Origin of the sequence: Paenibacillus sp. JGP012 (assembly GCF_014203995.1) — a bacterium.
In the GTDB taxonomy this organism is placed as follows: domain Bacteria; phylum Bacillota; class Bacilli; order Paenibacillales; family Paenibacillaceae; genus Paenibacillus; species Paenibacillus silvae.
The window spans coordinates 40,272-60,267 of record NZ_JACHKG010000021.1 but is presented as its reverse complement, the minus strand read 5'-3'; the positions used below and the strand labels follow the sequence as shown (position 1 = coordinate 60,267).

Annotated in this window: 21 protein-coding genes and 1 riboswitch; of the genes, 8 read left to right on the top strand and 13 right to left on the bottom strand. The window is 49.2% G+C overall.

The genetic code is table 11. The features are described 5' to 3' along the window. Window positions 1-88 precede the first annotated feature (88 nt). Window positions 89-1,195, bottom strand: a complete 1,107-nt coding sequence (locus tag HNR77_RS21700) for an Ig-like domain-containing protein (protein WP_184189018.1) — start codon at window positions 1,193-1,195, stop codon at window positions 89-91. 210 nt (window positions 1,196-1,405) lie between these two features. On the opposite strand from HNR77_RS21700, the gene HNR77_RS21695 reads away from it, so the two are divergent. Further along, window positions 1,406-1,609: a hypothetical protein gene (locus tag HNR77_RS21695; protein WP_184189015.1), complete on the top strand. Its 204-nt coding sequence runs from the start codon at window positions 1,406-1,408 to the stop codon at window positions 1,607-1,609. 116 nt (window positions 1,610-1,725) lie between these two features. Here the strand turns inward: HNR77_RS21695 and serS are convergent, their stop codons facing one another. Further along, window positions 1,726-3,042, bottom strand: a complete 1,317-nt coding sequence (serS, locus tag HNR77_RS21690; RefSeq protein ID WP_184189013.1) for a serine--tRNA ligase — start codon at window positions 3,040-3,042, stop codon at window positions 1,726-1,728. Between the two features lie 927 nt (window positions 3,043-3,969). On the opposite strand from serS, the gene HNR77_RS21685 reads away from it, so the two are divergent. Next, complete coding sequence (locus tag HNR77_RS21685; protein ID WP_221443950.1) at window positions 3,970-4,143, top strand: hypothetical protein; 174 nt, start codon at window positions 3,970-3,972, stop codon at window positions 4,141-4,143. 120 nt (window positions 4,144-4,263) lie between these two features. Here HNR77_RS21685 and HNR77_RS21680 read toward each other — a convergent pair whose 3' ends face one another. Then, complete coding sequence (locus HNR77_RS21680) at window positions 4,264-4,749, bottom strand: DUF2798 domain-containing protein (RefSeq protein WP_184189007.1); 486 nt, start codon at window positions 4,747-4,749, stop codon at window positions 4,264-4,266. A gap of 140 nt (window positions 4,750-4,889) precedes the next feature. Continuing rightward, window positions 4,890-5,002: riboswitch (TPP riboswitch) on the top strand. Window positions 5,003-5,220: 218 nt separating this feature from the next. Here HNR77_RS21680 and HNR77_RS21675 point away from each other — a divergent pair. From HNR77_RS21675 to HNR77_RS21655, 5 genes are all read left to right on the top strand, one after another. After that, complete coding sequence (locus HNR77_RS21675) at window positions 5,221-6,261, top strand: ABC transporter substrate-binding protein (RefSeq protein WP_184189004.1); 1,041 nt, start codon at window positions 5,221-5,223, stop codon at window positions 6,259-6,261. A 548-nt stretch (window positions 6,262-6,809) separates the two neighbouring features. Further along, on the top strand, window positions 6,810-7,100 hold the full coding sequence (locus HNR77_RS21670) for a thiamine-binding protein (RefSeq protein ID WP_184189000.1): 291 nt from the start codon (window positions 6,810-6,812) through the stop codon (window positions 7,098-7,100). Continuing rightward, a complete protein-coding gene (locus HNR77_RS21665; protein ID WP_184188997.1) occupies window positions 7,100-7,858 on the top strand; it encodes an ABC transporter permease in 759 nt (252 codons plus the stop codon). Before HNR77_RS21670 ends, HNR77_RS21665 begins: the two co-directional genes overlap by 1 nt. Window positions 7,859-7,897: 39 nt before the next feature. After that, on the top strand, window positions 7,898-8,884 hold the full coding sequence (locus HNR77_RS21660) for an ABC transporter ATP-binding protein (RefSeq protein ID WP_184188994.1): 987 nt from the start codon (window positions 7,898-7,900) through the stop codon (window positions 8,882-8,884). Between the two features lie 106 nt (window positions 8,885-8,990). After that, window positions 8,991-9,800, top strand: a complete 810-nt coding sequence (locus HNR77_RS21655; protein ID WP_184188991.1) for a TatD family hydrolase — start codon at window positions 8,991-8,993, stop codon at window positions 9,798-9,800. A gap of 186 nt (window positions 9,801-9,986) precedes the next feature. Here HNR77_RS21655 and nfsA read toward each other — a convergent pair whose 3' ends face one another. From nfsA to HNR77_RS21615, 8 genes are all read right to left on the bottom strand, one after another. Beyond that, window positions 9,987-10,730 (bottom strand): oxygen-insensitive NADPH nitroreductase, encoded by a 744-nt coding sequence (nfsA, locus tag HNR77_RS21650; RefSeq protein ID WP_184188988.1) that lies wholly within the window; start codon window positions 10,728-10,730, stop codon window positions 9,987-9,989. Next, window positions 10,723-11,319, bottom strand: coding sequence for a TetR family transcriptional regulator (locus HNR77_RS21645; protein ID WP_184188985.1), 597 nt, complete (start codon window positions 11,317-11,319; stop codon window positions 10,723-10,725). Before HNR77_RS21645 ends, nfsA begins: the two co-directional genes overlap by 8 nt. Before the next feature lie 161 nt (window positions 11,320-11,480). After that, window positions 11,481-12,641 (bottom strand): YhgE/Pip domain-containing protein, encoded by a 1,161-nt coding sequence (locus HNR77_RS21640; protein WP_184188982.1) that lies wholly within the window; start codon window positions 12,639-12,641, stop codon window positions 11,481-11,483. A gap of 314 nt (window positions 12,642-12,955) precedes the next feature. After that, window positions 12,956-15,505 (bottom strand): heavy metal translocating P-type ATPase, encoded by a 2,550-nt coding sequence (locus HNR77_RS21635; RefSeq protein ID WP_184188979.1) that lies wholly within the window; start codon window positions 15,503-15,505, stop codon window positions 12,956-12,958. 172 nt (window positions 15,506-15,677) lie between these two features. Further along, a complete protein-coding gene (locus HNR77_RS21630; protein ID WP_184188976.1) occupies window positions 15,678-15,878 on the bottom strand; it encodes a copper ion binding protein in 201 nt (66 codons plus the stop codon). A 67-nt stretch (window positions 15,879-15,945) separates the two neighbouring features. Further along, complete coding sequence (locus tag HNR77_RS30695) at window positions 15,946-16,251, bottom strand: metal-sensitive transcriptional regulator (RefSeq protein WP_397367337.1); 306 nt, start codon at window positions 16,249-16,251, stop codon at window positions 15,946-15,948. A gap of 289 nt (window positions 16,252-16,540) precedes the next feature. Continuing rightward, window positions 16,541-17,026 (bottom strand): GNAT family N-acetyltransferase, encoded by a 486-nt coding sequence (locus HNR77_RS21620; RefSeq protein ID WP_184188973.1) that lies wholly within the window; start codon window positions 17,024-17,026, stop codon window positions 16,541-16,543. Between the two features lie 109 nt (window positions 17,027-17,135). Beyond that, on the bottom strand, window positions 17,136-17,324 hold the full coding sequence (locus tag HNR77_RS21615; protein ID WP_111269315.1) for a hypothetical protein: 189 nt from the start codon (window positions 17,322-17,324) through the stop codon (window positions 17,136-17,138). Between the two features lie 229 nt (window positions 17,325-17,553). Here HNR77_RS21615 and HNR77_RS21610 point away from each other — a divergent pair, with 229 nt between their 5' ends. Then, window positions 17,554-18,429, top strand: a complete 876-nt coding sequence (locus HNR77_RS21610; RefSeq protein WP_184188970.1) for a hypothetical protein — start codon at window positions 17,554-17,556, stop codon at window positions 18,427-18,429. Window positions 18,430-18,528: 99 nt separating this feature from the next. Here HNR77_RS21610 and HNR77_RS21605 read toward each other — a convergent pair whose 3' ends face one another. Both HNR77_RS21605 and HNR77_RS21600 read right to left on the bottom strand, forming a co-directional pair. Next, a complete protein-coding gene (locus tag HNR77_RS21605; RefSeq protein WP_184188967.1) occupies window positions 18,529-19,314 on the bottom strand; it encodes a nucleoside phosphorylase in 786 nt (261 codons plus the stop codon). A gap of 1 nt (window position 19,315) precedes the next feature. Next, window positions 19,316-19,987, bottom strand: a complete 672-nt coding sequence (locus HNR77_RS21600; RefSeq protein WP_184188964.1) for a sulfite oxidase-like oxidoreductase — start codon at window positions 19,985-19,987, stop codon at window positions 19,316-19,318. Window positions 19,988-19,996: the final 9 nt, after the last annotated feature.

The window sequence follows — 19,996 nt, the reverse complement described above, 5'->3', positions numbered from 1 at the left end:
CATTGACCGACATGAATCAACTCTGAAATAGAACAATATCGCTTCAATGGCCTTTCACCGCTGGCCGCAGAAGCCTTACTTGTGTTTATTATTTTACCGTTACAGGTATCGTTACTTTTTTATTGCCCCATTTGGCTGTGATGCTTGTCTTGCCTTTGGATACTGCGACAATTTTGCCATTGGCGACTGTGGCTACACCCGGTTTGGAGCTGCTCCACACCGCGCTGCTTGTCACCATCGTTGTTTTGCCAGTGTCATACTGAGCCATCACACCCAACGTTATACTAGATTGGGGAGACATCACCAGACTCTTCTGGCCCATAACCAGTTTCTGGAGCGTAGGCACTACGCTCACTGCTGCAGTTACAGTCTGGTTCTGATATGTACCTGTCAAAGTAACTTGTCCTTCAGTCAGCGCTTTGACCGTACCATTTTTCACCGAAGCTACACTCGGATTGGATGAAGTCCAAACGATGGATTTGGACAGATTAACCGTCTTGCCATTGGAGTAGGTTCCAATCACTTTCAGAGCCTTGGATTTCTTGAGGCTAAGCTCCATTGTTGCTGGTGTAACCTCCACTTTGGTGATGATATCAGTCACCGCGATAGGTACTTTAACGGTGGTCGAACCGTATTTCCCCTGCAGCAGCACCCGACCTGGTGTGACGCCTTTAATTTTACCATTTTCAAGCACAGCCAGATTATTGGATACGGCCCACACAATGTCCGAGGTAACATCCTCTTCCTTGCCATTGGCACGTGTAATCGTTACCTTCGGGAGTGTGCCTTCATTCCCTTTTACAAACGTATAGGAACTGGGTGATGCCTTGATGCTTTTGATCTTATCTTGTACCTGTACAGTGACCTGCGCTTTGACTCCGCTCACTTGCGCAATGATGGTTGCTTCACCTGCCGCGATCGCCTTGATTTTGCCCTTCGTCACCGTTACAACCTTCGCATTGCTTGTAGACCAGGTCACTCCTCCCGTAACATCCTGTTTGCTATCAAAACCTTCAACCGTCGCCATCACCTGATATGATACAGTCTCACCTACACTCATCTTCTGTGAACTGCCGCCGGTAATTTCAATTGAGATTACATCACCCGTCGCTGCCCAGGCAGACGATGGCACTGTAACGGTGAGTGCAAGAATCAGTGCAAGCATGCCTCGTAAAGCCCATTTCATTCTACTCATGTCCAGTCTCTCTCTCCTGTCATCTTTATTTTGCCTTCTCTTACATCCAATATTTTACTACAACTATACCTTATATCGGACAAGAGGTGGTTAAAGTTAAATACAGGATCAGAAAGAGGGATAGGACCCATTTCTGATTTTCATTGTATAATATACAAAAGTGACGAAATACTGTTTTAATACAAACCATGTAAGGAGGATGAGACTTGTATGATTGAGAAAAATTTGCTGGATATGGTTGCTGTTAAAAACACCAGGAAACGTATGAAGGCTATAACCTCCTCAACGTCTACCAAGATTCGCCCGGAAGATGAGATGATCTTATTGATGAAAACCGCCCGCAACCGTTTCGAAAAAGCACTGCAATCGGGACAGATCGAAATTATTAACGAACGCGAATGGAAGCTGCGTTAAGGGCATAAAGGAACGCGCGAAGATTTCGCGGGTTCCTTTATTCTTCTTTATCATGTTTTCCTCATCTTTATTATCTTTGTATCCCTTCATCTTTCTTTATCTTATACTCCTCATCGTCATATCTCTTCTTTTCGTTCCTCACCCTGCTCACACACCGGCAACACCAATCGTTCGAGTCCGCCCATGTATGGTCGCAGCGCTTTCGGAATATGAATGCTGCCATCGGCCTGCTGATGGTTTTCCAGCAGTGGAATCAGAATACGTGGCGATGCCACGGCTGTATTGTTGAGCGTATGGCAGTAAACCAGCTTGCCATGCTCATCCAGGCAGCGAATGTTCGAGCGGCGCGCCTGAAAATCATGCAGATTCGACGACGAATGAGTTTCGCCGTAAGCACCGCGGCTTGGCATCCACGTTTCGATGTCATACTGTTTGTACGTTTTCTGCGACATATCGCCTGTACATACGGCCACCACACGGTACGGCAGCTCCAACTGCTGTAGCAGTTCCTCCGCATGTCCCGTAATCTCCTGCAGCATACGCTCCGATTCCGCTGCGTCCGGTGCACACATAATCACCTGCTCCACCTTGGCAAACTGGTGCACACGGTACAAGCCTCGCACATCCCGTCCCCCCGAGCCTACTTCACTGCGGAAACAGGTCGATACGGCTGCCAGTTTTACCGGCTCCTTCACATCGATGACTTCATCCGCATAATACGAAACCAGCCGCACCTCCGATGTACCTACCAGCCACTTGTTCTCACCCTGCAGCTCATACACTTGATCCCGGCCAGTCGGGAAAAATCCGGTATTCACCAAAGCATCCTCTCTGACCATAAGCGGAACCTCAAGCGGTGTGAATCCGTGCTTCAGCAGCAGATCTAGCGCAAGCTGCTGTACTGCCCGGTGCAGCAGCAAACCAGCGCCCTTCAGCACATAACTTCGCGTTCCGCCAATTTTCACGCCGCGTGGAATATCAATCAGCCCATGCAGCTCCCCAAGCTCGACATGATCCTTTGCGGCATAGTCAAACTCGGGCAGCTCACCCACCCGCCGCAGCTCCACATTATCTTCATCCGACAGACCTGCAGGTGTATCCGGTGATACCACATTCGGCACCAGCCATTGCAGTCTGGTTACCTCCTCCTGAATCAACGCCAGCTCTGCCTCTTTCTGCTCCAACTCATCATTAAGCTGTTTCACCTGTGCCCGCATCGTCTCAGCTTGCTCCCGCTCTCCCGTCTGCATCAGCTTCCCGATCTCTGCCGACAATGTATTACGCAGACGCCGCCCTTCCTCCGTTTGCTGCAGGAGTGCTTTGCGTTCATTATCCCGCTGGATTAAAACCGCAATTTCCACTTTGATTTTTTTCCCGTCAGCTGCCGCCTGAACCTCTTCTGCATGTGCCCGAATCCACTTCATATCTAACATGGTCACCGTCTCCTTTGGCTAAAAAAATACAAAGAGCGCCCTCATCCCTTGGGACGAGGAGCGCTCTGCTCGCGGTGCCACCCAACTTGCCGAATCATTCAAATTCTTCTGATTCGGCCTCTTGGTCCGCGATAACGGGCGGTTCCGGTTAACTTGGGAAAGTTTCAATTCGCTCCCTGGCGAAAACGCCTCCGAGTTGGATTCTCTTCAACGGCATGATCCGATCTGTAATTGTGTTTACCAGTATATACGAAGACAGATTAAAATTGCAACTTCTCAAGCCCGATTTTAGTGAAAACCAGAAAAATGAGTTCTTACTGCTCATTGATCCCTGTTAACACAGGATCCTCTTACGCAGCTTTGCATTGTTAAATCAGATACAGTTATAATCATATAAAATAATTAAATGACTAATTTTCCACCAACAATTGTTTGCCTTCAGAAGGAAATACATGTTCTTTTTTGTAGTGTTTCTTGTTATTAGTATATTGGGATTTATATTTGGAGTTAGAGCGCTGTTAATCCCTGATTCCTGGCCGTTTAATCTGAATAAAAGAGAGCTCGATCACATGGATCTAACCAGCATTCGATTCAGAGGAATTTTTCTGATTGCGCTCTGTATCGTTTGCTTTACAGCTTCTCTCAGACAACTATTTATAAGTTGAACTAAAGATTTTACACAAACCACTCCGATGCCAGAATAACCTGGAGAGTAGCTGTTATCCCCAGTTTTTTTCGATTCCTTTTTCTAAAGGGGAAAATCCGGTGATAAGCGTATGCCTTCGAAGCAGCTTTCTTTCAGAAAGCTTTTAGGCGACCACTCCGCTTTTTCAGGTTTTTTCTGTCCTACGGTAAAAGGTCTGAACTCAAAATATTCCTCTATACAATAGAGTATATATTATAGAATGGAACTGTTTCTCGATGAACATGAATCCAAACAACCTGAATCCCTCAGAGGCCGAGGCTGCCAAACAAAGAGCAGATGAACTCGCCCAACAAGCTAAACGCAGTACATGGACAAGTGGCATCCTGACCACAATCGTTATTGCTGTAATTTTGATTGGCCTATTTTATTGGATTGCTTATATCAGAACTTCCTGAGTCACCCGCCTAAACAAAATTAATCTGATTTTCAAACGAAATCGGTCAATATAAATTGCCCAGGAAATACTGATAATCCACTCTTTTCCTGAGAGATAACCGCTCTATTCAACGATGGATTCAAGCAGATACAGCTGTTTTCCTGCTCTTGAACAATCTGCTGAACAAATATCGCACAAGCGGTCCTAAAACAAGCAGCTGCAATGGCAGAGCCAGACTAAAGTTACGTGCAACGGTATGAAAATACGCCCCGAATACAGATACACCATTTAATTGATCGGCAATAGAGGCAGTCACAATTCCATACAGAGACATGATCAGAACCATGCCGATGACCATAAGCAATGACATGGTGATGATGCCTTTTACTTTACCGGACTTGGCAAATGGAAGGGAAAAGGCAATTTTTTTCGCAGCAGGACCAACAATGAAGGATTCCACCAGAAATGCGATAATAAAACAGATCACGAATTGAAGCAGGATCTGCATCAAAGACATCTGGTCTAACATTCCCGTGTGCCACAGATTAAAGGTCATCATCACCAGGACCATTCCTGTACACATCATAATTCCAAAAATAACTTGTTCTTTCTTGCTTACTGGCATTACACTCATCCTTTCTATAACTTGGATCATTATAGACAATTGCACTCCCCTCTCATAAGTGAACATTATGTGAACGATTTGGCGACTAGACACATACTCGTCACTGGCCTATAATTACACCTAGTAATGCCCGTAACTTCATAGTTTCCCAGGGGAGTCGGAATTGGCCGGCTGAGAGTGTATCCCATCAAGATACTAACCCTTAGACCTGATCTGGATCATGCCAGCGTAGGAATCGGAGTATATTGCAAGAGGCACAGCTATAAGCTGAACGCCCTTCTCTCACACCTGCACGCGTCCCGGATTACGGGACGCTTTTTTTGTTTTCTTTTGACAAGCAGAAACAGAAAAATGTCGTCATCTGGATAACCCGCGAGGTATAAATCAGCCGATTTATGCAAAGGGATTGGATATGAAGCCAAGGAGTACCCCGTGCCACCCGGCCGGACAGAACGAAGGAGAGAGAATCGAATGAACTGGCGTAAAATGTTGGGAATGTTATTCATGTGTGTACTATTGGTGACCGTTGCAGCATGTGGCGGTAAAGGGGCCGAGCAGGCTGATCAGAACGGAAGCACTAGCACAGACAACAAAAGTGAAGACAGCAGCGCGGCACTGAAGGATGTCAAGGTTGTGCTCGACTGGACTCCAAATACCAATCATACAGGTCTGTATGCAGCCGTAGATCAGGGATTCTATAAAGCAGCAGGTCTGAATGTCGAGATTGTGCAGCCAGGAGCTGGCGGTGCAGATACAATGGTTGCTTCTAACGAAGTACCGTTTGGTGTCAGTTACCAGGAGAGTGTCACTCAGGCGCGCACACAGGACGTACCTCTCGTATCCATTGCGGCCGTGATTCAGCATAATACATCCGGGTTTGCCGCTCCTGTAGACCGCAAGATTAAATCGCCGAAGGATTTTGAAGGCAAAACGTATGGCGGTTGGGGCTCACCGGTTGAGGAAGCCGTGATGCAATCCATTATGGAGGGCGAAGGTGCTGACGTATCCAAAGTCAAAAATATTAACATGGGCGACGCGGACTTTTTCACAGCGGTCAAACGGGATATTGATTTTGCCTGGATTTTCTATGCCTGGACCGGGATCGAAGCAGAGCTCCGCGGTGAACCCATCGACATGTTATATGTAAAAGATTACTCCAAAGCGCTGGACTATTACACACCTGTGCTTGTGACTAATGAGCAGACGATTCAGAAGGACCCTGAATTGGTGAAAGCTTTCCTGAAGGCTACTTCCGAAGGGTATCAATATGCGATTGACCATCCTGAAGAGGCCGCGAACATTCTGATCAAGGCTGTACCTGATCTGGATAAGGAATTGGTGCTGGCAAGCCAGAAATGGCTCAGCCCGAAATACAAGGACGACGCACCGCGCTGGGGCGAGCAGAAGGAAGAAGTGTGGAAAAACTACACCGACTGGATGTTTAACAAGAAGCTATTAGATAAAGAGATTGACGTATCCAAGGCGTATACAAACGAATTTTTACCGCAGTAAAAATTTTCACTACCATTAATACCTTATGTAATATTATCGCTTCATGTAAAACGTAATTTGATATTTACACAGAAACGTAAAGTGTAGAAATACACTAACACAACTTGATAAGTTGACATTTTTGTACACCTAAACGAAGAATGTAGAACCTATTTGGAGAGCGCAGCGGTCGCCTGAAAACTCTAAGCAAGAAAGCTACATTGGAAGCTTACACTCATCCCAAAATCCCCCTTTCTATATAAGTTTAACTATTAGATTATACAAAAACGGAGAGGACAGAAAAAACCTGAAAAAGCGCAGCGGTCGCCTTTATCCCCAGATTTTCCCCTTTGGAAAAGGGTTCAAAAAAAATCTGGGGATAACAGCGATTGGAAGGTTATTCTGGCATCGAAGTGACTGTGTAAATTATCTTCAGTCAAACTTTTATAGAATGGATTCAAGGAATTTCGGGAGATAACAGCGATCGTAAGAGGGGACTGCAATCGGAGTGGCAACGTGTACAATCGCAACAACTTATCCCCCACACACGAAAGGAGTCTTGATCTCTCATGGCAAGCACGTTACTCAGCATTCAAGTGATACCGAAAACGCCAAACGGCGAGAATTCATACCCTTATGTAGACCGTGCGATTGAAGTGATTCAGCAGTCTGGCTTGAAATATCAGGTCAATGCACTAGACACCGCAATGGAGGGCGAACTGGAGGAACTGCTGGAAGTGGTCCGCAAAATGCACGAGGTGCTTGTGGAAGCCGGCAGTCCAAGCATCATCTCCCAGATCAAAATCGCACACAGTCCAGACGGGTTCAGCATGGATACACTGACGGAGAAATACCGCTAATGTCTGCCTATTTCAAAAATGTATGGCCGCCCCTTGTGGCGGTTATTCTCTTTATTGCGATATGGCAAGGGGCGGTTTCCCTGTTCCATATTGAGAAATGGATGCTGCCTGCGCCGTCCGACATCGCCCGTGAAGCAGCTTCACAGGCAGATCGTCTCGGCATGCACGCCTATGCAACGATCCAGTTAACCCTGATCGGCTTCGCGGCCGGAACAGCCGTTGGCCTGGTCATTGCGATGGTGCTGCATCTCATTCCTTTTCTCAAATCAGCCTTGTATCCTTTACTTATTCTTAGTCAAAATATTCCGACCATCGCGCTGGCACCGCTCCTGCTGATCTGGTTTGGCTTTGGCCTGCTGCCCAAGCTGATTACGATTATTCTGGTCTGCTTTTTCCCGGTAGCGGTCGCCGCTATGGACGGACTCACACGCACCGATGCTGCGATGATGAACTACATGCGTATGGCGGGTGCGAAGCGCCATCATATCTTCTGGAAGCTGGAGCTTCCTCATGCCCTGCCATCGGTATTTTCGGGCATCAAAATCGCCGCCACCTACAGCGTGATGGGTGCAATCATTGCCGAATGGATCGGTGCAGACAAAGGCATCGGCTATTATATGATGCTGCAGAAGTCAGCATACCGCACAGATCGTCTCTTTGTCGCGATCATGATTATTGTGGCGCTCAGCCTGCTGCTGTTCCTGCTCATTGCATTGCTGGAAAAGCTGCTTGTGCGCTGGCGCCCGCAAAAACGTTAAACCTGTACCACGAGTCTGTACTTAGGAGGTGATCACCGTATGAAACAGCTACAGGACAAACCAGATACAGGCGGAGAAGAGACCAAGCACGGTCACACAGCATTGACTGGAGCAGGCATATCCAATGCTCATGATGCTCGCCTTGCTTCTGTCGCCACTCAGGTTGCTGGTCCAACCGATGCTGCACCCGCGTCTAATTCAGCAGCTGCACCTGTTCCATCTGCGCTGGATATTGTGGATGTGCATGTAGCCTTCAAGGAACGGCGGCGTAAGCTGCCCGTGCTAAACGGGCTGTCCCTCACGGTGGAAACGGGGGAATTTGTCGCCATCGTTGGCCCGTCCGGCTGCGGTAAAAGCACCTTGTTCCACATCATTGGCGGTTTGTTGAATCCGCAGGCGGGCGAGGTGCGGATGAACGGCAAGCCGGTTACGGGGCAGCGCGGGCATATCAGTTATATGCCGCAGCAGCCCGCCCTCTTCCCTTGGCGGACGATTGAGGACAATGTGCTGCTCGCGGGCGAGGTGGCCTCTGCCGCAGCTTTTACTGCCTCCAATGCTCTACCGGCTCCGCGCCCCGAGGCACTTGCGGAGGCCAGGCATTGGCTGGGCAGTGTCGGCCTTGCCGGATTCGAGCGGGCATATCCTCATCAGCTGTCAGGCGGAATGCAGCAGCGTGTGGCTTTCCTGCGTGCATTGCTCAGCCCGCAGGAGCTGATGCTGCTGGATGAACCATTCAGTGCGCTCGATGCCCTGACCCGAAGCGACATGCAGCGCTGGCTGCTGGATATCTGGGAACAGAACCGCCGCTCGGTGCTGTTCATCACGCATAATATCGAGGAGGCGCTGCTGCTGGCGGATCGGGTGTATGTGTTATCCAATCGGCCAGCAGCTGTGCTGCACGAGGTTCAGGTTCCTTTTGACCGTCCGAGACGAGAGGAAATAACCGAGGACCCTGCTTTTCTCGAAAGCAAACGGCAAATTGCCCAGTGGATGAAAGAAGAACAGCAGAAAGCCCGCCTATCTTGATATTTGGATACGCGGGTTTTTTAGTTATTTTTTCCTCCATTAGGTGGTCCATGCAAGGGGAATTGGCGTTATATACTATGTAAACCGATACAAGGAGGATTCCCTCATGCACTCTCAAGCATTCGCACCGTTAATCGACGCTCATATTCATTTGGATAGATATACTCCAGAGGAACGGAATGAGCTGCTGCTCAGCTTGCCGAATCATCAGGTCGAAGCCATGATCGCCGTTTCTATGGATTTAGCTTCTGCCCAGGCGAACCTGGAGCTTGCCAAGCAGTATGCACGTTACATTTTCCCAGCCTTTGGATATCATCCCGAGCAGCCGCTGCCATCCGCAAACCAACAAGAGCAGCTCTTTCGCTGGATCGAAGAACACATTGAACATGCTGCAGCCATTGGAGAGGTCGGCTTGCCCTATTATAATCGTGAAGAAGCACGCCGAGCTGGCCTGAACTTTGATCAGAGTGGTTATGTAGATCTGCTGGAGCAGTTCATTTTGTTAGCCAAAAGGCACAATAAACCGATAGTTCTGCATGCTGTGTATGAGGATGCTGACATAGCCTGTGATCTGCTCGAAAAACATCAGTTTACGCGAGCACACTTCCACTGGTTCAAAGGAGCCAGGCAGACCATCCGGCGCATGGCGAACAACGGATATTTTATCTCCTTCACACCGGATATTCAGTATGAAACCGAGATTCGCGAGCTGGCACGGCAATACCCTGCGGAGCAAGTGATGGCAGAGACGGATGGGCCATGGCCCTTTGAAGGACCGTTTCAGGGACTTATGACACATCCGGTCATGACTCGCCAGGTGATTCAGGCCTGGAGTGAAATTACGGGTATGGGCACCGAGCGAGCAGCACGTCTGTTTTACCGAAATACGAAACGCTTCTACCGTCTGCCGGAATAACCAAAGGAAAAGCTGCCAGCATCAGCAGTCTAGCGATTGCAGTGCTATCGTACATCAAAGCAAATAGCCAGTCGATCTCATACTGAACTCTTTCCTAAGTTAACCGTTGGCAGAATCCAACGAACGAAGGGAATAGCATTCAGTCATGACCGACTGGCTCTTTTTCATCTTAAAGACAACCTCGCATTACCGCTTCAGGAAACCTCTGCGCTCCAGAAATGCTCGTACTTGCAGACGTGCCGGTTCGGTCAGACGCTTTGCCATCAATTCAGACCATGGGGTTGTGCGTTCCCCGTTCGTCCGCTCCTTCAAGTATTTCGTCGTTATAACATCGTACTCCTGAACCCCTTGCAAGCTCTGTTCAGGCTGGTAGCGGTTATGATGGAGTACAGCCTTGAGCGGCAGCCGTGGACGAATGCCCGTCTCCTGATCCGCAACTCCGATGCACATGCCATATACGGGGTATACACCATCTGGCAATTCGAGCAGTTCAGCCACTTCTTCAATACGAGTGCGAAGTCCGCCGATGTATACAATACCGAAGCCAAGGGATTCCGCTGCAAGTGCGGCATTCTGGGAGGCCAGTGCAGCATCAATTGTAGCTACCATGAAATTCTCGGTTGAATCCGCATATGTTTCCTTCTCGGGAAGGTGTCGTTTCGCTGCATCCTGCAGACGGTACAAGTCAGCACACCATACGAGAAACACCGGACATTCATTGATATAGGCTTGATTCCCTGCAAGCTCAGCCAGTTTGGCCTTCTGCTCTTGATCCGTTACAGCAATAACCGTATACGCCTGTACGTTGCTTGATGAGGATGCCATCTGTCCCGCTGCAACAATGGCAGCAAGCTGCTCTTCACTAACCGGGTCCGGCCTGAATTTGCGGACGGAGCGGTGTTTCATCATTAGTTCAATCGTTTCATTCATGGCTGTTCACTCCCAATCCTCGAAGTACGAACTCCACCGTCTGTTCGGCAAGCTCCTCTGTGTTCATGTCCTCATAATCAAAACCAAAACGGGAGTGCTTGGCCCGCTTGTGTGCGAGCGCCGCTCCCATAACCTGAAGCATGGCGTACGAAGCGGATTCAATTTTAAACAATCCCTCATCTTTGCCTTGCTGCAGGTATTCCTTCACTTTATTCCAGACCGGGTCAAGGTACTGAAATACGGTTGTGGTCCGGTGAGTGCGAAGCGTAATTTCCAGCTGCACAATGTCACTCATCTCGCGATCCGTCATCGTAAACCTCACGACCTCACCGACAATTCGGCGGATACCTTCAATTGGAGACAACGATTCTGCAGCCAGCATACTCAGAATATGCTCGGGGAAAAAATGCTCAAATAACGCGTCAAACACCTTTTCTTTGCCGCCGAAGTGATAAGATACCAGCGACACATTCGCTCCCGCCTCATCACAGATTTGACGAACACTCGTCCCGTCATACCCCTGCAGAGCAAAAAGTTTTTTGGCTGCAAGCAATATCCTTGTTTTAATATCCAATTCCGGTTCCGTCATTTGTTTCTCTCCTCTTATCCGTTCAGTGTCAGCTGCTTCAGCCCATCCCTCCGGCTTCAAGCCCTCACTTCATTCTATCTATTATATTACACCAAGCACCCCGATGAAAATCACCGGGGTGCTTGGTGTAAATGATGCGATTGCAACAGCATCTGCGCAGCTTAGCCGTTTGCTGGAGCCGGGCTTGGTGCAACCGCCGGTTTACGTCCTTTTTTCAACAATGTCACAGCCAGAGACAACACCACAGCAACGAGCAGTACAATCACGATGGAGCCTACTGCAGATTGCACGCCAGGACCTCCGAGCTGAACACTTAGAATGCCCTGAACTGCATAAGTCGCAGGCAGGTACTGACCAATTCCACTATAGAAGCTGTTCAGCAGTTCGCGTGGTACCATAGCACCCGATGATACCAGCTGAAGGGACAATGCGATGATGTTAAACAGGCTGCCTGCCGGACCAAAGCAAATCAGGAAGAACTGGGAGAAGAACATAAAGGTACACAGGAACAGCGCCTGGAATAACCAGAATGCAACAAACCCTTGTTCAATCTGTCCACCGAGAGCCACAATGAGGGAAGATCCGAGCAAGGATACCACCAGTGCAGAACCCACATTGATAACTGCCCTGGCACCGAACAGCGTTAGACGGGAAAACATCGAAGACAACATTCCCATTGCTATCTGCAAATTCATGCCCATGATCATCGCACCAACATAAGATGCGAGCACCATCATCATAGGTACCATCTGATTGTTCATGCCGTTCACCGGGTTGATGGATGTTGTTTTGCCTTCTACGCGGTTTGTCAGATTCGCCGCTGCCTGAGCGGCCTGATCCGCAGGAGCACCCGAAGCGGTCAGAACGGTCTGCACTCCTTGTGCAGAAGCTTGTTTGTTCATTGTGTTGGTTACGCTTTGTGACACACCTTGCATCATGCTTTTAATTGTCACCGGGTTGGCTTCGTTAATGGTGTATTTGATCTCGGCAGTGGAGCCAGCCGTCTGAAGGGACTCATTGAATCCGGCCGGAATGTCCAATACCATGTGCACTTGATGATGCTCCAACTGATCCAGCGCCTCAGCTGCACTCAGATTGGCAACCGTGTGGAATGGCAGCGTCTCTGCCAACCGATCGGCGATACCTTTGGATAACTCACCATCTTCGTTTACAATGGCTACGGTCAATTCATTGGTTCGGTCATTGACACCGGAATATGCAGTCATCCAGATCACGCTAAAAATAACCTGAAACATCAGTGCAGTAGCTATGCCTACAATCACTGGCGGTTTTTTAAATAATGTACGTAAAGCTTGCAGCATATAATAGGTTCCTCCATTTTTAAAATAGTTCTAATTTGATTTAAACATTCGTTTGAATCAAACAATCGTTTAAATTTTAAAGGCATATGTCTATATTGTCAATATATTTTCATGAAATCCAGAAAATTCATCATCGTTTTCATGAAATGATATGTTTATACCAAAACACTATTCTCCTTAACCCGGTTCCGATTCCATATCTTCTATCTTATCTTCCATTTGTAGTAAGAAAAATGCACGGTCCGCCGTGAAGCCAACCGCGCATTCCTATCAAGCTGTTATCCCGCTTGTTTTACACACTGTTTTCTTTACGTTTAGTGTTTTATCCGATTCAGCTTCAACCGCTGCAAACGCAGCGCATTCAGTACAACTGAAACCGAACTGAACGCCATTGCAGCACCCGCCAGCCAAGGAGCCAGGAACCCTGCTGCTGCAATCGGTATGCCAATGACATTGTAACCAAGCGCCCAGAACAGGTTTTGCTTGATATTCCCCATCGTACGGCGGCTCATCTCAATCGCATCTGCAATGCTGTTCAGGTCACCGCGCATCAGCGTAATATCTGCCGCTTCCATCGCTACGTCCGTTCCGGTTCCAATCGCCATGCCAATATCAGCAGTAGCCAGCGCAGGAGCATCATTGATACCATCTCCAACCATCGCTACCTTGCGGCCGCTCTCCTGTAATTTCTTCACTTCTGCTGCTTTGCCCTCTGGCAGCACTTCTGCCAGAACGCGCCCAATGCCCGCTTGTTCCGCTACAGCTCTGGCTGTTCGTTCATTGTCTCCTGTGATCATGATGACATCAATTCCCATAGCCTGAAGTCGTGCAATGGCTTCCCGGGAAGTATCCTTGATCGTATCCGCTACCGCAACGATACCCGCCCATTGCCCCCGAGCAGCAACGAGCATTGCTGTGCGTCCCTGCTCCTCCAGCTGATTCATCTGCTGCAGCATTTCCTCCGGCACTTCTACATTTGCATCGGCAAGCAGACGGCGGGTCCCCACCAGAATTTCCTCATCAGAAACCATAGCACGCACGCCATATCCAGGCATGTTCTCGAACGATTCTGCTGCATTCAAAAGCAAACCTTTCTCCCGAATGCCGCTTACAATTGCCTCGGCTAATGGGTGCTCCGAGCTATATTCCGCCGCTCCGACACGTTGAAGCAGCTCCGCTTCCGTCCAGTCCGGTGCGGTGATCACATCGGTTAACACAGGCTTGCCCTGGGTAACGGTTCCTGTCTTGTCGAGCACAACCGTTTGAATCTGCTGCGCAGATTCCAGATGCTCACCGCCCTTGAACAGGATGCCGTATTCCGCCGCCCGGCCTGATCCGGCCATGACAGAGGTTGGCGTTGCGAGCCCAAGCGCACATGGACAAGCGATAACGAGCACGGCGATCGCCTTTTCGAGCGAACCAGCAAAGTCACCCGGGCTTGCAAACAGATACCAGATCACAAAGGTCAGTGCCGCAATCCCTACAACAATGGGTACAAATATACCCGAGATTACATCGGCAATCCGCTGAATTGGCGCTTTCGAGCCTTGAGCCTGCTCAACCACCTTGATAATCTGCGACAGAGCTGTGTCCGAGCCTACCCGGGTTGCCCGGATGCGAAGAACACCGTTTTTGTTCAGTGTTGCGCCGGTGACGGAGTCACCAGGCTTTTTATCTACAGGCAGGCTTTCACCACTCAGCATGGACTCATCTACAGACGATAGCCCTTCTTCTACAATACCGTCCACCGGGATGCTGTCTCCCGGCTTGACCAGAACCAGCTCGCCCACAGCTACATAAGCCGCAGGAACCAGTACTTCCTCTCCGTCACGAATAACGCGTGCTTCACGCGGGGTCAATTCGATCAGGCTTTTGATGGCCTGTGAAGAGCGGCCCTTCGCCACAGCCTCGAACCATTTTCCAAGCAAAATCAATGTAATCAGAATGGCACTGGTCTCATAATACAGCTCCACCATAGGCATTGGAGCGGCAGCACCAGCAGCGCCCATATCACTGCCCATCGCCCCATGATCCATTCCTTGACCTGTACCGAGAGCAGGCAGATACCCACTCGTTAATGTCAGGTAAAGACTGTAGAAAAATGCGGCGCTGGTACCGAGTGCAACGAGCACATCCATATTCGCACTGCCGTTGCGGAGCGCCTTGTATGCACCCACATAGAACTGCCATCCGATCACAAACTGTACCGGGGTAGCCAGCAGCAGCTGGAACCACGGATTCATAAACAGCTCTGGCACATATATTCCCGAGGTAAACGAGAAATGCCCTACCATGGCCCACAATAACGGTACGGACAAGATTGCAGAGATGATCCACTTCCACTTCTTGCGCTGCAGCTCCTGCTCGCGAACCGAGGTCGATTCCTCCTGTGTTAACTGTAATTGTGCACCATAACCGAGCTGTTTGATCTTGGCCGTGATATCGGAAGGTTTGAGCGTTCCGGCGGCATATTCGATATGCCCTGTCTCCAGTGCCAGATTGACATTGGCCTGTGTCACGCCCGGCAGCCTGGACAGCCCCTTCTCGATCCGTGCAGAGCAGGCGGCACAGGTCATGCCCGTAATATCCAGATCCACGGATTCGGTCACCGTACCGTACCCCAGCGCCGCAACCTTGTCTCGCAGGGCGTTTACGTTTGTTGTTTTGGGATCATACGAGATCGTCGCCTGTTCGATGGCCAGGTTCACGTTAGCTTCATGCACACCTTCCATGTGGGAAAGACCCTTCTCCACACGCGTTGAGCATGCTGCACAGGTCATGCCCGTGATGTGCAGCGTTGTCTTCAGACCCTGCTGGGCCGCAGGGGTGTGAGCAGGCTCTGCTTGTTCGGATGCGTTCGTCATCATGTCATCTCCTTTCAAAAACTCCAAACCCCCACATACCCTGTAGGGGTATATTTCAGGCAGAAAATCAGGCTTAAACCGCCCTGTAATCATATGGCTTAAGCCTTTCACCGCTATAACGGCTATACATATTTATCTAATCTAAAATGATCCTTTGGACCACCTTACCACCTTACACCACGTCATATCCCTGGTCTTCAATTGCAGCTTTGATCTGATCTACTGTAACGGTCTGCTCATTATATTCTACAGCTACCGTTCCTGCAGCCAGATCCACCTGTCCACTTGCTCCAGCGCCTTTCACTGCTTCTTCAACGGACTTCACGCAGTGATTGCAAGACATTCCTTTGACATTCAACGTAACATTAGACATACTCTATTCCTCCCCGGATATGTTTGTATTTGGTTTTACAGCTCTATCAGCTGGTATCACCTGCGACTTACTTCATCAGCTTCCTGACAGTAACCAGCAATTCATCCACAACCTCGTGCTCACCAGCCTGGATACGTTCCACAATGCAGCTCTTCATATGCCCTTCCAGCAGAAGCTTGCCTACGGAATTCAGCGCAGACTGCGCTGCCGCGATCTGGGTCAACACATCATCACAATATGTGTCCTTCTCAATCAAACCTTTGATGCCGCGAATCTGGCCCTCGACCCGGTTCAAACGAGAGATCAGATTGCTCTTCATCTCCTGGGAATGGTGGCTTTGACGAACAGGCTTGCCGTCCTGATCGAGCTTCACCGCGTGGCATGTATCAGCTGCTTGCTGCTCAGACTGCTGTACTGAACCCGCCTGATCATTGGAGGCTGAAATTCCACCTTCATGTGCATTCGTCTGCACTGGTGCATCTGCTTGCATAACTTTGGCAGAACCCGCAGCAGCAGTGAATACACGCTCTTCGGGATGGCTTTGATGTTCCATCATAACACCCCTTTTCATTCATTCTTTCCTCAGCATAACATACCCCCATGGGGTATTCAAGAGTTTTTTATTCTTTTATAAATGAATGTTCTGTGTATGTATCGTATATCTACAACTCATATTCCATTCTGCTGCTGCGTACCTTCAGCCCCATCTGCTCATAGAAGCTCTGCGCATGTGAGTTAAACGTGGACACGGTTAACTCCAGGTGGTCTGCCTGCAGCTCTCGACCCAGATCCAGCATCGTTTGCATCAAGCGTTTACCCGTGCCATACCCCCTATGGGTAGAATCCACCACCAGTTCATGAATGTAGAGCATCTTGCGATCGGTAAAAAGGGGATGCTCCCGAATCACACTCAGCTGTGCGCTGCTGAATCCGATCAACTGCTTTGTTTCCACAAGCTCCGCGACATAACAATAGCGCTGCTCCATGGCAAGCCAATCCGCATATTCCTGCTCGCCCAGCCTGGGCTGTAAAGGCTTGTATATGTCCGGCCTTGCCTGCACATGCATCTCATGCAGATCATCCAGCAGCCTTGACACTCCGGTGTAGTCCGCCAATTGCGCACTTCGAATCTGTACGGCATTATCCATTTTCCTCTTCTCCACCCTTCCAATGATGTTTTCACAACATTATACAAGGATGAAAAAGCAGATACCACACTGGGGTACCTGCTCTGTCGATCTGTTATTCGAATAGACCTTATTTTTTGGAAGACGTCTGGTTCCCTTCATTAAAAGCAACCGGTGACGGCTTGGCTGCCCAATCATCTGCCTGCGGCTCAATATCCACACCGTTCAAAATCTTCTTTTTCTCCATCAAGGAATCTCCGTCTTCGTCCAGCTTGTTGCGAATCGCTGCTTCATCCTGAGGTTGATTGTTCTGTGTCATCGGGTGAGTCCTCCTTTTGCAATTTCATGTTGGATTCTGTTCCTGTATATAATTACCCAATGATTTCAATATCATTCGAAATACGCCAAATTGCACCCGCCCTTCTCCGCGTTCAATGGAGCAAAATTTTAACTTTTTTTGATGTAATTGATGTGATGTGTCACAAAAGCACTTCCTATAAGTGTTATATAGATGGATAGACAAATCATTATACATGGAGGTATTTATTGTGAAGCCAATCTACAAAGTCTTCAGTACTATGGCGTTAGCAGGAATCATCGCCACAATATCCATCGTCCCATTCTCCCCTTCAGCAAGCGCTGCAAAAGCAAAAGCTGAAGCATCCGCCACCGTTTCCACACCAGCAGCATCCAGCAAAACAACCGAAGCACCGGCAGCACTTATTAAAAAAGTAGAACAAACGCTCAAAAAGCTGACTCAAAAAACGTACAAGCTGGATAAAGGCAGCTATCTCGACGGCCTCGGTTGGGACTTCAATGTCCTTGGCACACCTTTCCCAAGCCAACTGCTGGTTGATCTGAAAGGCAATATTCACTCTGGATTCATTCAAGAGAATGAAATCTCCTTTTATTTTGACAACAACAAACTCAGCTACACCCAAGAGGACGTATCGATCAAGGATGTAGCCAAAGAGGACATTGAAGCAGCCGAAGAGGTGTTTGGCAAGCTTGATTTACCTGTGGATGAGTTGAACGGTGTAGTGCTGCAACACAAAGGGAACAAAGAAATTTACGAGTTTATGTATTCCAATGAAAAATACGGCACCTGGATCGGGGTGGATAAATCCTCGCATCAGGTTGTTGCTGTAAACGCAATTGGCCTCAGAGATGATATTTTTAACAAGGGGCAGGAGGTCGTAGATGAGTATCATCGAAAAATGAAGGCCATCACCGCCAGACAATTACAGGAAACAGGTGTAGCACAGGCAGAGCTGCTGCTCGGCATTGATCTGAATGGCCATATGGTGGAAAAGAAAGCTTTCCCTTCGGATGTTGCCATTTTCACAAAAGAAGGCGCTCCTACCGTGGAAGGCAACTTCAATTCCGATGGTGTTTTCTATTCCATCCATATCGTATACAACTAACAAACATCTCTGCTCGTAAAAGGTACAAAATAAAAATAGCGTCCCTGATCCGGTTCATAACGGTAGGGACGCTATTGGGCGTGCTCTGGTCTATTATTGTTACGACCGATCCTGACGAGCAAGCGCAGCGAGCGCACGAAGCGCTGCTTCGATCTCATGCTCTACAGCCTTGGCAACCGCATCCGTATGCGGATCATACTCGGCGGCAAGATCGCTGTCTGCGAAGCCGTCAATCGCCACGATCGCTCCAGCCCGCGCACCGCGCAAGGTGCTCACGATGTAGAGCGCTGCAATCTCCATCTCAGCTGCGAGCGCTCCAGCCTGCTTGTACTTGCGATGTGGAATGTCCTCCACACCTGTGAAGAACGCATCCAGCGTTACCGTAATGCCTGTGCCAACCTTGGGTGAATAAGCATCCACAGAAGAAGCTTCGTCCTCCGAAGCAATTTTACCGCTGCCCACTTCACGAACTGCCGCAACCAGTGCACTGGTCACGTCAATATTTGCAACTGCAGGGAATCCGTCGGGTACAAGCTGACGGGTCAGCCCGTCCGAGCGGACCGCTGCCGTGCTGACAATCACGCTGCCTGCCGGATAATCGGCAGTATATGAACCTGCTGTGCCTACACGAATCAGCGTTGTCACCCCGGCACGAATCAGTTCCTCGAAGCAAACGGCTGCTCCCGGTGATCCTACACCATGACTGACAACAGCAAGCTGAGCACCTTCATACGTTCCGACAAATGTGCGATATTCGCGACTGAATGCCAGCTCTCTGGCATCCTCGAGCTTGCGGGAAATCTTCTCTGCCCGGGCAGGATCACCACACACAATGGCATAAGCCGGCATATCTTCCGAATGAATCTGCAATATCGGCATCAACATGTTAATCAAACTCCTTCTTCGTCCACTCATCCTCAGGAATCGGCAGATCCTCGCCTGAGAAGCGCTGCTCCTTGAACGGGTCGGCAAAATGGTGGAAGCCATTGCTTTCCCAGAAGCCGTTGCGATCCTCTGTCAGAAATTCCAGGCCACGTACCCACTTTGCGCTTTTCCAGAAGTACAGCTGCGGCACAACCAGTCTCAGCGGGAAGCCGTGCTTGGGCGTGAGCGGTTCACCGTTATATTTGAACGCAAGCAGCACATCATCATGCATCAGCTCTTCGAGCGGTACATTGGTCTCGTAATCATGATCAGCATGGATCATGACATACTTTGCTTCCGGTTTAACCCCAAGCAGCTTCACAAATTCAGAGAACCGGATACCTTCCCACGGTGTATCAAACTTCGACCAGCGTGTAACGCAGTGAATATCACTGACTGTGTTCACCTGCGGCATCGCCTGAAGCTCCGCCAGAGAAAACACCTTCTCTTCTTGCACTTCTCCAAAAACCTTCAAGTCCCATGTGGAAAGGTCATACTCCGGCACTTCCCCTTCATGCAGAATCGGGAATTTCTCCGTCAGCACCTGGCCCGGCGGCAGCCGATCTCCGTAATCGACGCCTGCTTTCGGCGGGGGTGTTTTCGTTTTTTTCAAACGTTCAGCCTTGTTATGCATATCTCGTGA

Excerpts from the sequence above, each read along its gene's own strand:
- nfsA (WP_184188988.1), bottom strand. The coding sequence starts at position 10,730 with ATGAATGAAACGATTGAACTAATGATGAAACACCGCTCCGTCCGCAAA.
- HNR77_RS21685 (WP_221443950.1), top strand. The coding sequence starts at position 3,970 with ATGAATCCAAACAACCTGAATCCCTCAGAGGCCGAGGCTGCCAAACAA.
- HNR77_RS21655 (WP_184188991.1), top strand. The coding sequence starts at position 8,991 with ATGCACTCTCAAGCATTCGCACCGTTAATCGACGCTCATATTCATTTG.
- serS (WP_184189013.1), bottom strand. The coding sequence starts at position 3,042 with ATGTTAGATATGAAGTGGATTCGGGCACATGCAGAAGAGGTTCAGGCG.
- HNR77_RS21695 (WP_184189015.1), top strand. The coding sequence starts at position 1,406 with ATGATTGAGAAAAATTTGCTGGATATGGTTGCTGTTAAAAACACCAGG.
- HNR77_RS21700 (WP_184189018.1), bottom strand. The coding sequence starts at position 1,195 with ATGAGTAGAATGAAATGGGCTTTACGAGGCATGCTTGCACTGATTCTT.
- HNR77_RS21670 (WP_184189000.1), top strand. The coding sequence starts at position 6,810 with ATGGCAAGCACGTTACTCAGCATTCAAGTGATACCGAAAACGCCAAAC.
- HNR77_RS21615 (WP_111269315.1), bottom strand. The coding sequence starts at position 17,324 with ATGACACAGAACAATCAACCTCAGGATGAAGCAGCGATTCGCAACAAG.
- HNR77_RS21630 (WP_184188976.1), bottom strand. The coding sequence starts at position 15,878 with ATGTCTAATGTTACGTTGAATGTCAAAGGAATGTCTTGCAATCACTGC.
- HNR77_RS21665 (WP_184188997.1), top strand. The coding sequence starts at position 7,100 with ATGTCTGCCTATTTCAAAAATGTATGGCCGCCCCTTGTGGCGGTTATT.
- HNR77_RS21680 (WP_184189007.1), bottom strand. The coding sequence starts at position 4,749 with ATGCCAGTAAGCAAGAAAGAACAAGTTATTTTTGGAATTATGATGTGT.
- HNR77_RS21600 (WP_184188964.1), bottom strand. The coding sequence starts at position 19,987 with ATGCATAACAAGGCTGAACGTTTGAAAAAAACGAAAACACCCCCGCCG.
- HNR77_RS21675 (WP_184189004.1), top strand. The coding sequence starts at position 5,221 with ATGAACTGGCGTAAAATGTTGGGAATGTTATTCATGTGTGTACTATTG.
- HNR77_RS21635 (WP_184188979.1), bottom strand. The coding sequence starts at position 15,505 with ATGACGAACGCATCCGAACAAGCAGAGCCTGCTCACACCCCTGCGGCC.
- HNR77_RS21620 (WP_184188973.1), bottom strand. The coding sequence starts at position 17,026 with ATGGATAATGCCGTACAGATTCGAAGTGCGCAATTGGCGGACTACACC.
- HNR77_RS21660 (WP_184188994.1), top strand. The coding sequence starts at position 7,898 with ATGAAACAGCTACAGGACAAACCAGATACAGGCGGAGAAGAGACCAAG.
- HNR77_RS21645 (WP_184188985.1), bottom strand. The coding sequence starts at position 11,319 with ATGACGGAACCGGAATTGGATATTAAAACAAGGATATTGCTTGCAGCC.
- HNR77_RS21605 (WP_184188967.1), bottom strand. The coding sequence starts at position 19,314 with ATGTTGATGCCGATATTGCAGATTCATTCGGAAGATATGCCGGCTTAT.
- HNR77_RS21640 (WP_184188982.1), bottom strand. The coding sequence starts at position 12,641 with ATGCTGCAAGCTTTACGTACATTATTTAAAAAACCGCCAGTGATTGTA.